Below are 11,320 nucleotides of genomic sequence, written 5' to 3'. Positions count from 1 at the left end.
GAAGAGGGCTATTTTGATTTAGGAATATCGGGGAAAGATTGCATCGTGGAATCAGGAGCGGATGTTGTTGAGATTGCCGATATGCCCTATGCCAAAACGGGGACCGGCAAAATGAGGATGGTTATTGCCGTACCGGACAATTCTTCAATTGAAAAGCCGGAGGATATTCCAACCGGGAGCCGGGTAACAACGGAATTTCCCAACATCACTAAAAAATATTTTGATAAGCTTGGTATCCCCGTTAAGGTTTACTACTCATACGGAGCAACCGAAGCAAAGATACCCGAAATTATGGATGTCATTGTGGATTTAACGGAAACAGGAGAAACATTGCGCAGAAATCAACTGAAGATAATTGGTACGATTATGGAGTCCAGTACGAAGCTTATAGCAAACAAAGATTCCTGGGAAAACAAGGAAAAAAGAAAGGCCATAGAGGAAATTAGAATCCTTCTTCTAGGTGTTTTAGAGGCCAGGGGCAGAGTTTTGCTGAGTATGAATGTTTCCAAAGATAATTTAGAGGGTGTTATTGAAGCTTTGCCCGCCATGAAGAGACCGACCGTAAATCAACTTTACAACTCGGACTATTTAGAAGTTACGACCGTTGTAGATAAAGCTGGTGTAAATATACTAATTCCTGAGCTTAAAGAGCGTGGAGCGGAAGATATTTTAGAGATTGATATCGCGAAGATTGTTAGGTAGTAGATGCCTGCCCGCCTCTGGAGGGCCAGATGGCGAATAGCTTATGGCTTATGGCAGAAAGTGAGAGCAAAAACAAACAAACTCCCAACTCCCGACTAAGAGACTATCGACTGATGGGCTGATGGAATATAGAGTATGGAGTATGGTAAAAACAGCAATCTGGCCAACAAACTACCAACTCTTCACTAAGAGACTTTCGACTGATAGGTATAGGGTAAAGGGTAAAGTAAGGATTAAATAGAAATTAAATAGAAATTAAGTGGAGATTAAGTGGAAATTACAATGAATTACTATAAATTACAATTGTATTACAGCAAATTTCAATGAATTTCAATATCAGCACTCAGTAAAAATTAAGTAGAGAGATTAGGTAGAGATTGATAAAAAGGTAAAAAGTAAAGGGCAACGGGTGTAGAAGAATTGGAAATTGCCGTGCCTGCCGGCAGGCACGGCAAGGGGAGCGTGGCAATCTCAGAAGAAGACAGTCATAGCTGAGAGAGTAGGGTCAGGTTTTTCAATATTTTAACTATCCTTTGCCCATTAAAAAATTTTCTATGATTATTTTAAATTCAAATCGTTATTTTAAGAAATTTAGATTTTTCAGTAAGGTCTGATGTTATAATTTTATAAAAAAGGGGTGAAGTCGATGAAATCAGTCTCTCTCTTACCGGCATTTTTTGCGGGTGTTTTAACTTTTTTCTCTCCGTGTGTTCTTCCCCTTATCCCTGGTTATATATCTTATATAACGGGCATATCTTTTCAGGCTTTAACTGAGAAAAATGGCACAAGTTTTGGGTTCATATTTGTTCGTGTCTTGCTTTTCGTTTTGGGTTTTACTTTTGTCTTTACTTTAATGGGAGCTACTGCCAGTGTTATCGGCGGATTTCTTCAAACTTATCGTCGAATCCTTATGATAATTGCCGGAATTGCAATAAGCGTATTCGGTCTTCATCTAATCGGTCTAATTAAAATAAGGTTTTTGGAGCAAGAAAAAAGAGCACAAATGAAGAAGAGAAGCAGTTTTATCGGGCCTTTTATTATGGGTATGGCTTTCGCCATTGGCTGGACACCATGCGTGGGGCCCATTTTGGGCTCTGTTCTCCTTGTGGCAAGCGTCTCGGATTCGGTTTATTCCGGAATGCTGCTTCTGGCTACATACTCGCTAGGTTTTGGATTGCCGTTTTTAATTGTGGGTTTGAGTATAAATCAGTTTTTAAAATTCTTTAAGAGGATTAAAGGAGCGTTTCCTTATATAAAGATTGCAAGTGGTGGAATTTTAATAGTGTTTGGCATTTTGCTCATTTTAAACAAGCTTTCTTTATTAATTCCAAGAGTTTGAACATGCTTTGCTGTATTATAATTTTATAAAAATGAGCTTTTCAGTTACTTTCAAAAAATAGCTAAAAATTATACTTGATAAGCCCGGCGTTTACCTTTTTAAAAATACAAAAAATTACCTCATTTATATTAGTGAGGCACATTCTTTAAAGAAAAAGGCACACTCTTATTTTCAAAATTAAAGAAGTTTTGTCGGTCAACATGGTGCAAAAAGTCTTTGATTATTTTCATAATGGTTGGGAGCTTTATGAAATCGCATAACTTTTCACTTGTTTATTATGAAGTTTTGCAAGGTAGGGGTGCCCTGGTATTTAGCGATAAGGGATTGACTAATCTCATTCTTCCTTACTCTAAAAAAGAAGAGTTTGAACTTGAATTCCGCAAGAAATTTTCCGGTTTTTCTAAATGTAAAGTTGTTGGTTTTTCCAATGAGAAAAATTGTTTAATTCGGTCTTTACTAAATTATTTTGAGGGACAAAAAATTAAATTTAATTATGTGTTGGATTTAAGAGGGTTTTCGGAATTTGAAAGGAAAGTTTATAATACTGTATCTTCTATTCCATACGGTGAGTTAAGGAGCTATAAATGGGTGGCTGATAAGATTGATAAATCCGGGGCATATCGGGCAGTTGGAAATGTCTTGGCAAAAAATCCTATTCCTATAGTAATTCCATGCCACAGGATAGTTAAAAATGATGGAAAAATTGGAGGATGGAGTGGAAAAGAAGGTTGGAAAAGGAAACTACTTAAGCTGGAAGGGTTGAGAATCGAGAATTAAAAGTTTAAAGTGAAAAGGAATTCAGCTTTCAGCTACCAGTCGCCAGTCTTCAGGAAAAACAAAATATGAGTAGAGAAAAAGTGAGGGTATAGGGTAAAAGGGGAAGTCAAAAGTCAACAAAGCTGATAGTGGATAGTTAAAAGCGGAGAGCATAGAGCTTAGAGCATGGAGTTTAGAGCGGAAAGCATGGAGACGAGAAGCGAGAGATGAATTGGTCATTGCGAACGACCTGCCTGCCGGCGGGCACGGCATTTTTATATTTTAATTTTTAATTAAACAGATTAACTATTTGCTGAAAGGGGAATTATGAAATTTCTTACAAGATTGATTATTATGGCTTTAACAATTTTAGCAGTTGCTTATATTTTACCGGGAATAGTTATTTCTGAAGGTTTAACTTTTGAAGGATTTTTAACGGCTTTAATTGCGGCATTTATCCTTGGTGTTGTAAATGCAGTGCTTGGTCCTATTTTAAAGACATTAACTTTACCAATAAATATTCTTACCTTGGGGTTGTTTACATTTGTAATAAATGCTTTCATGCTTGTAATTGTTGCTTGGGTTATTCCGGGCTTTCAAATAATGGATTTCTTCTCGGCGTTTCTTGGAGCTTTTTTAATCAGTGTTGTGAGTGCTATTGCATCTAAGGCAATCAGTTAGTATTATCTCAAAGTCAATTGAAGTTAAAGGGAGATATTTGATGAAAGATTTGGAGTTTACTATTATCACAGGTTTATCGGGCGCGGGAAAATCTGAAGCGATTCGCTGTTTTGAAGATATGGGATATTTTTGCATAGATAATTTGCCTCCAAGTTTAATTATGAAGATGGTTGAACTTTGTTCATTGCCGGGTAGCAAAATAGATAAAGTCGCCTTGGTCATAGATGTTCGTGGCGGAAAGTTTTTTGACACTCTTTCCGCTGCCTTAAAGGAATTGAAAACTAAAGGAATAAATTATCAGATACTCTTTTTAGAGGCCTCAAACGAGGAAATCATAAAACGTTTTAAAAAGACTCGCCGGCGTCATCCTCTTTCTTTGAGTGGTCAGATTATTGATGGGATTGAACGAGAAAAAAACATCCTTGAAGGTTTAAAAGGCCGGGCTGATATGGTTATAAATACTACAAATATTGAAGCGCATGAATTAAAGGATAAAATTCGCTCGTCTTTTCTTGGGAAGGGAAAGAAAAAAGGCATCCTAACTACGGTAATTTCTTTTGGCTATAAGTATGGGGTACCGTTAGACGCGGACTTAGTTTTTGATGTGAGATTTTTACCGAATCCCCATTATATTGATGAACTTAGATCTCATACCGGCCAAGAAAAAGCGGTAAAAGATTTTATTTTAAACCGCAAGGAAACTAAGGTTTTCATGAAAAAGTTTTTTAGTCTTTTGGCATTTGTAATGCCTTATTACATAGCCGAAGGTAAGACTCATTTAGTTATTGCCTTGGGTTGCACGGGCGGAACTCACCGTTCGGTAACGCTGGCTGAAAAGACAAAAAATTTCTTGGAGGAAAAAAACTACAATGTCACTCTTAGGCACAGAGACATTGGAAGGGATTTTGAAGCAGAATGATTTGTTCGAAAAAAGAAAAGGGAATATCTGTAGTGGCAATTGGAGGAGGCACGGGTCTTCCTAATATCCTTAAGAGCCTTAAAATTTATGCTAATGATATTACGGCTATAGTAACCGTTGCGGATGATGGGGGAAGTTCGGGTAGAATTCGGAAAGAGCTTGGCATTCTTCCTCCGGGAGATATACGGAATTGTTTAATGGCGCTTTCAAATTCTAATTCGATTGTGGGCGATATTTTTCAGTATCGTTTTAAAAAAGGAGAACTCGCGGGTCACAGTTTAGGCAATTTAATTTTAGCTGCCTTGACTGATATGAAAGGTGATTTTGTTGAAGCTATACGTGAATCAGGCAATCTTCTGAAGATTGAAGGGAGAGTTTTACCTTCATCAACAGAAGATATTGTTTTGTTTGCTAAAACTAAAAATGGTGGCCTTATAGAAGGTCAATCAAGAATAACTGAACCCAAAAATTGGGGCGGTATAAAGAATGTTCGAATCAAACCCGAGGAGGCAGAAGCTTATCCGGAGGCGGTTAAAGCCATAGAGGCCGCCGATCAAATTATTCTAGGTCCTGGTAGTCTTTTTACCAGTATTATTCCAAATTTATTGGTTAAAGGAATTAAAGACGCTTTGTTTAATTCAAAAGCTATGAAGGTTTTTATTTGCAATATAACAACACAGCCGGGTGAAACTGACAACTATTCTGCAGCAGACCACTTAGAAGCTGTTTCGCGCCATGTTTCAAAAAACTTTGTGAATACAATGGTTATAAATTCTAATTTTGATGGTCTAATTGAACATGAATTAGCACCAGTTAAAATAGATGAAAAGCGTGTTTTCGAGCTTGGAACAAAACCTTTGCTTGAAGATGTTGCAGACACTTCTTTTGTTGGGCACCATGACTCTTATAAATTGAGCCAAGTATTAAGAGCTCTGATATAGAAAACAATATGTGCAATGATTTGACATATAAATAAGTGATGGTTTGAGGTTTTTGTTATGTCTTTTTCGGCGCAGATTAAAAATGAATTGACGAGAGTTCGTTTAATAAACGATTGTTGCAAAAAAGCTGAATTATCAGCTCTTCTTAAATTAGATGGTTCTTTTCACATCTTAGGTAAGGGCAAGTTTGCAATTCATACTTCCACAGAAAATGCGGCTGTAGCTCGTGAAACAGTAAGATTGTTATCTGAGCTATTTGCTCTTGAGCACGAAGTGGTGGTTAGACGTTCTTATCTTCGAAAAATGAATAATTATGTTGTTTATGTTCCATCTCAACCCAGTTTAAATCAGGCGTTGAATGAATTGGGAATTTTAGATGATAAAATGATTATAAATTCCGGAATTATTCCGAGAATTGTAAGAAAAGATTGTTGCGCCGTCTCATATTTACGCGGTGCTTTCTTGGGCGGTGGATCGATGAGCGACCCTATAAAAGGGTATCATTTTGAGCTTAATACAGACAATGAGCAGCTTGCTTACGATTTGCTTTCGTTGTTTAAAAGGTTTGAGCTTAATGCAAAGCTTAGTTTTCGAAAGAAAAACTATGTTATTTATATAAAAGAAGGGCAAGGGATTGTAAATCTTTTGGCCATTGTGGGGGCTCATCAGACGCTTTTAAATCTTGAAGACTTAAGAATAGTAAAAGATATGCGCAATGAGGTTAACCGTTTGGTAAACTGTGATACTGCCAATTTGGATAAAACAGTTAAAGCTGCTCTTTTACAACTTGAAGATATAGCTTTTTTAGATGAGGAGGTGGGTTTATCGCGCTTGCCCCTTGCACTTAATGAGATTGCACGCAAAAGGCTTCTATTTCCGCAAGCTAACCTTAGAGAGTTGGGTGAGTCATGTGAGCCGCCACTTAGCAAGTCCGCGGTTTATAGTCGAATAAGGCGTATAAAAAAATTAGCTAAAAAGTTGGGGAAATAAAACATATATATAAGTATCTACTAAGAGGAGGTTTTCTGATGAGCGTTAAAGTTGGTATTAATGGTTTCGGAAGGATAGGGAGAAATGTATTTAGAGATGCATTTGGCGATGAAGATATTGAAATTGTGGCTGTTAATGATTTAGCTGACACAAAAATACTGGCCCATTTGCTTACTTATGATTCAGTATTTGGAATTTTTGATGCTGAGGTTGAAGCTATTGATGATGTTATGGTTGTTGATGGTAAAAAGATAAAAGTGCTATCCGAAAGAGATCCCGCGGCTCTCCCTTGGGGAAAACTGGGAGTCGATGTTGTAATCGAGTCTACGGGGATATTTAGAGACAGGGATGGTGCGTCAAAACATTTATCTGCAGGGGCAAAGAAAGTTATTATCAGCGCTCCCGCAAAAAATCCCGATATTACCATAGTGTTGGGCGTGAATGAAGATAAATACGATCCAAACAATCACCATATAATTTCCAATGCTTCATGTACCACAAATTGTTTGGGGCCTGTTGCTAAAGTTCTTTTAGATAATTTCGGAATAGTTAAAGGTTTTATGACTACTATTCATGCTTATACCAATGACCAAAAGATTCTTGATTTAGTTCATAAAGATTTGCGGCGGTCGAGAGCAGCTGCTTTATCTATGATACCAACTAGCACGGGAGCAGCAAAAGCTATTGGAGAAGTTATACCGGAACTTAAGGGCAAATTGGACGGAATGGCAGTAAGAGTTCCTGTTCCAGATGGTTCTTTAGTCGATTTAGTTGTTGAGCTTGAGAAAGAAGTAACGGCTAAGGAAGTAAATGAAGTGTTAAAAAATGCAGCTGATACGGGTAGGTTTGAGGGCATTTTAGATTACACAGAGGATCCTATAGTTTCGGTTGACATAATTGGAAACCCTTACTCTTCTACTGTTGATGGACTTTCAACAATGGCAAACGGTAAAACAGTAAAAGTTATTTCTTGGTATGATAACGAGATGGGCTATTCTTGTAGATTGGTTGATTTAGTTAAATATATTACAAGTTAGAAAGAACGCGGCGCTAAAAATTTAAAACCATGATGGGGGTTTCATGTTTAGCAAGAAGACAATTCGTGATGTTGACGTAACGGGAAAACGAGTGTTAGTAAGGGTCGATTTTAACGTTCCTCTTACCAAGGAAAGAGAAGTTGCTGATAGTACCCGGATAAGGGCGGTTTTGCCGACGATAAATTATTTAGTTGAAAGAGAAGCTAAAATAATTTTAATATCACACCTGGGAAGGCCCGATGGAAAAGTTGATGATGCTGTGAGGATGGACCCTGTTGCCCGGTGTCTTTCGAATCTTTTAGGGAAACAAGTTCAAAAGGTGGATAAAACCGTTACTGATGAAGTTAAAGCTGCAGTAAGCCGGCTTAAAACTGGTGACGTTTTGTTGCTCGAGAACGTTCGTTTTAATCCCGGAGAAAAGAAAAATGATCCTGAATTTGCCAAACAATTAGCATTACTTGCTGATATTTATGTAAATGATGCTTTTGGAACAGCTCACAGAAATCACGCGTCAACAGTTGGCATTACAAATTATCTCCCGGCTTACGGAGGATTTTTATTAGAAAAAGAAATTAATGAATTAAGCAAACTTTTTAAAAATCCGGATAAACCCTTTGTCGCAGTTCTTGGGGGGAATAAAGTTTCAGACAAAATTAAAGTAATCGAAAAGTTTTTAGATATAGTTGATGTTATTCTCACCGGTGGAGGCATGTGTTTCACCTTTTTGAAAGCTAAAGGGGCAAATATCGGCGGCTCGATTTGTCAAAATGACGAGACAGAACATTCTTTAAAGATGCTTAAGAAGGCCAAGGAAAATGGCGTGGGTTTATTATTGCCGGTTGATGTTGTCGTTGCTAAGACAATTGCTGAGGATGCTGAATATAAAATTGTTCCTGTAGAGAATATCCCGGATAAATTGATGGGATTAGATATTGGACCAAAAACCATAAGGACTTATGAAGATATATTGAGTAAAGCTAAAACCATCTTTTGGAATGGTCCGATGGGAGTTTTTGAGATAGAACAATTTTCTCAAGGGACGAAAGCTATTGCCACTGCCATTGCTAACTCTCAAGCTACAACAATTGTGGGTGGGGGAGATTCGGATGCTGCTTTGAGAAAATATGGTCTTGAAAATAGGGTTTCTTTTATTTCAACTGGCGGAGGAGCTTCTTTAAAGTTTTTAGAAGGAACTCCACTCCCCGGAGCGGAAGCTTTGCTTGATAAATAGCAGAAATTAAATAATCTAAAAAGCCGAGACTGGAGGAGTTTAAAAATGCGAAAACCAATGATTGCCGGGAACTGGAAGATGCACAAAACAGCGGGACAGGCTGTTTTTCTTGTGCAAGATTTAGCTGAATTGGTGAATGATATAAAGGATGTTGATGTAGTTGTTTGCCCGCCTTATATTGCATTAAAGAGTGTTTCAACTGTAATTGAAGTAGATAAACTTAACATTGGGTTAGGTGCTCAAAATGTTTATTGGGAAAAAGAAGGGGCTTTTACCGGTGAGATTTCTCCGGTGATGTTGAAGGACTTGAGGGTGGACTACGTGATTGTTGGCCATTCGGAGCGTCGGCATACATTTGAAGAGACTAATGAGATGGTAAATAAAAAATTAAAAGCGGTTCTCGCTCATGACATGAAGCCAATTCTTTGCGTCGGAGAAACTTTAGATGAAAGAGAAGAAGAAGAAACGTTTGATATCATTAAAGAACAGATTTTTGAAGGTTTGGCTGATATATCACCCGAAGAGATGGAAAACGTAATTATTGCATATGAACCCGTATGGGCAATTGGCACAGGACTTACGGCTACCCCGGAGCAAGCTAACGATGTTATAAGGACTATAAGAGCTTTGGTTGGTTCTTTATATAATCCGGAAATTGCATTGATAACTCGTATCCTCTACGGGGGCAGTGTTAAGCCCGGGAATATTGCTGAACTTATGGATGAACCGGACATTGATGGCGCGTTGGTTGGAGGAGCAAGTCTCAACGCGGAAAATTTCGCAAAAATTGTGAAATATAAATGTTGAGGCATAGATAATATGAAGAAAAATTCTACAAAATCTCGGCCGAAGCCTTTAGCTTTGATAATTCTTGATGGTTGGGGTATCGGTAAACCTGTAAAAGGAAATGCGATTGCAGTTGCAAGAACACCAAACATGGATGGATATTTATCGCATTATTCTCATACTACTCTTGAAGCCTCCGGTGAAGACGTGGGCTTGCCCGAAGGGCAAATGGGTAACTCAGAAGTCGGTCATCTTAACATAGGAGCAGGAAGAGTTGTATATCAAGACTATACTCGGATAAGTCGCGCTATAAAAGATAAAACATTTTTTTCCAATGATGTTTTTTTAGCAGCTATAAATAATGTAAAGAAAAATTCATCTTCTCTTCATTTGATGGGTCTTTTATCAGACGGGGGAGTTCATAGCCACAACACTCACATTTATGCTTTGCTTGAATTAATGAAAAAAAAGGGTTTAGAGAATGGTTTTTTACATCTTTTTTTAGATGGACGAGACGTGCCTCCCCAAAGCGCCTTAAAATATATAAAGGAGCTTGAAGATAAAATTTCAGAAATTGGGATAGGAAGAATTGCGTCCATTTCCGGACGGTACTACGGTATGGATAGAGACAGAAGGTGGGACAGGACAAAACTTGCCTATGACGCGATGGTTTACGGAAAGGGTAAGATTGCTCAAACCCCTGAAGAAGCAGTTAAGCAATCTTACGAGCAAGGCGTAGTTGACGAATTTGTAAAGCCTACGGTAATTCAGTCGTCCCTCGACCTTGCATCTGGTCTTGTGAAAGATAATGATTCTGTTATCTTTTTTAATTTTCGCTCAGACAGAACCAGACAAATTACTCGCGCTTTTATCGAGCCGGATTTTAGGGAGTTTGACAAGGGTAAAAATCCGCCAAGAGTTTTCTTTGTTTGTATGACTGAATATGACGCAAGCTTCGATGCACCTGCTGCCTTTCCTCCACTTAAGTTGAACAATACTTTGTCAGATGTTTTAGCTCAGCAAGGCTTAAAACAGCTTCACATAGCGGAAACGGAAAAATATGCCCACGTTACATTCTTTTTTAATGGAGGAGAAGAAAAACCCAAAAATGGCGAGGAACGTGTATTGATACCATCCCCAAAAGTGGCCACCTACGATTTAAAGCCGGAAATGAGTGCTTATGAGGTAACAGATGCGGTAATTAAAGAAATCAATAAAGATATTTTTGACGTAATTATCTTAAATTATGCAAATCCTGATATGGTTGGTCATACGGGTGTTTTTGAGGCGGCGGTAAAAGCTGTTGAAGTAGTTGATAAATGTATCTGTAAAGTTGTTGAGCATATTTGTTCAAAAGGTGGAGAGTGTCTTATTACTGCCGATCACGGAAATGCGGATAAGATGATAGATGAAGATACGGGCGGGGTATTCACGGCTCACACTACCAATCCGGTGCCGTTAATTTATGTGACAGATAAAAAAGTTTCTTTAAGGAATAGCGGAATACTTGCTGATATTGCTCCAACTATGCTTGAGATATTGGAAATTTCCCAGCCAGTTGAGATGATAGGTAAGAGTTTGATTGTGAAATAGGTTCTTGCTTCTCTGTCATTGCGAGGTGAAGAAATCTCATAGCATTACTACAGTTAAATTTTTTGCAATGAAGAGAAAGAACGAAGTCATTGCGAGCAGAGCGTGGCAATCTCATTTTTAATCATAGCGGCTTCAAAATAATGGTTGTTCAGGAGACTGCCTACAAACGACCCACCCGGATTTTAAAAATCAAAATCAATAAAAAGTTCTTTTGATTTTACTAAAGGCTAGAGGCTAATGGTTTTCCTGGAGGCTGACGGCTGGCAACTGGAAGCTGAGTGCTGGTAGCTGATAACCATCGACTACCCTTCCTTCGCGTGATAAAATACATAAGTTGTTTAAAAA

Annotated in this window: 11 protein-coding genes; all 11 read left to right on the top strand. The window is 38.0% G+C overall.

The window, feature by feature from the left end:
* The coding region (gene hisG / locus Q7U95_RS02275) for an ATP phosphoribosyltransferase (RefSeq protein ID WP_308751652.1) at positions 1-702 on the top strand (702 nt) is incomplete at its 5' end.
* 646 nt (positions 703-1,348) lie between these two features.
* Entirely contained in the window at positions 1,349-2,041 is a 693-nt protein-coding gene (locus Q7U95_RS02270) for a cytochrome c biogenesis protein CcdA (protein ID WP_308751651.1), read from the top strand.
* 246 nt (positions 2,042-2,287) lie between these two features.
* A complete protein-coding gene (locus tag Q7U95_RS02265; protein WP_308751650.1) occupies positions 2,288-2,818 on the top strand; it encodes a methylated-DNA--[protein]-cysteine S-methyltransferase in 531 nt (176 codons plus the stop codon).
* Positions 2,819-3,124: 306 nt separating this feature from the next.
* Positions 3,125-3,478 carry a phage holin family protein gene (locus Q7U95_RS02260; protein WP_308751649.1) on the top strand — a complete coding sequence of 118 codons (354 nt, stop codon included), beginning with the start codon at positions 3,125-3,127 and terminating at the stop codon, positions 3,476-3,478.
* A 40-nt stretch (positions 3,479-3,518) separates the two neighbouring features.
* Positions 3,519-4,397, top strand: a complete 879-nt coding sequence (gene rapZ / locus Q7U95_RS02255; protein ID WP_308751648.1) for an RNase adapter RapZ — start codon at positions 3,519-3,521, stop codon at positions 4,395-4,397.
* A complete protein-coding gene (locus tag Q7U95_RS02250) occupies positions 4,394-5,338 on the top strand; it encodes a YvcK family protein (RefSeq protein ID WP_308751647.1) in 945 nt (314 codons plus the stop codon). The genes rapZ and Q7U95_RS02250 overlap by 4 nt, the downstream gene beginning before the upstream one ends.
* A gap of 57 nt (positions 5,339-5,395) precedes the next feature.
* Positions 5,396-6,328 carry a DNA-binding protein WhiA gene (whiA, locus tag Q7U95_RS02245; RefSeq protein ID WP_308751646.1) on the top strand — a complete coding sequence of 311 codons (933 nt, stop codon included), beginning with the start codon at positions 5,396-5,398 and terminating at the stop codon, positions 6,326-6,328.
* A gap of 38 nt (positions 6,329-6,366) precedes the next feature.
* Positions 6,367-7,365, top strand: coding sequence for a type I glyceraldehyde-3-phosphate dehydrogenase (gene gap, locus Q7U95_RS02240; RefSeq protein ID WP_308751645.1), 999 nt, complete (start codon positions 6,367-6,369; stop codon positions 7,363-7,365).
* Between the two features lie 43 nt (positions 7,366-7,408).
* Positions 7,409-8,596, top strand: coding sequence for a phosphoglycerate kinase (locus tag Q7U95_RS02235; RefSeq protein ID WP_308751644.1), 1,188 nt, complete (start codon positions 7,409-7,411; stop codon positions 8,594-8,596).
* Positions 8,597-8,641: 45 nt separating this feature from the next.
* A complete protein-coding gene (tpiA, locus tag Q7U95_RS02230; RefSeq protein ID WP_308751643.1) occupies positions 8,642-9,403 on the top strand; it encodes a triose-phosphate isomerase in 762 nt (253 codons plus the stop codon).
* A 12-nt stretch (positions 9,404-9,415) separates the two neighbouring features.
* Complete coding sequence (gpmI, locus tag Q7U95_RS02225) at positions 9,416-10,975, top strand: 2,3-bisphosphoglycerate-independent phosphoglycerate mutase (protein WP_308751642.1); 1,560 nt, start codon at positions 9,416-9,418, stop codon at positions 10,973-10,975.
* Positions 10,976-11,320: the final 345 nt, after the last annotated feature.

Origin of the sequence: Candidatus Oleimmundimicrobium sp. (genome assembly GCF_030651595.1) — a bacterium.
Taxonomy (GTDB): Bacteria; Actinomycetota; Aquicultoria; order UBA3085; family Oleimmundimicrobiaceae; genus JAUSCH01.
The sequence above is the reverse complement of the archived record's forward strand: the minus strand, read 5'-3'. Positions and strand labels throughout refer to the sequence as shown.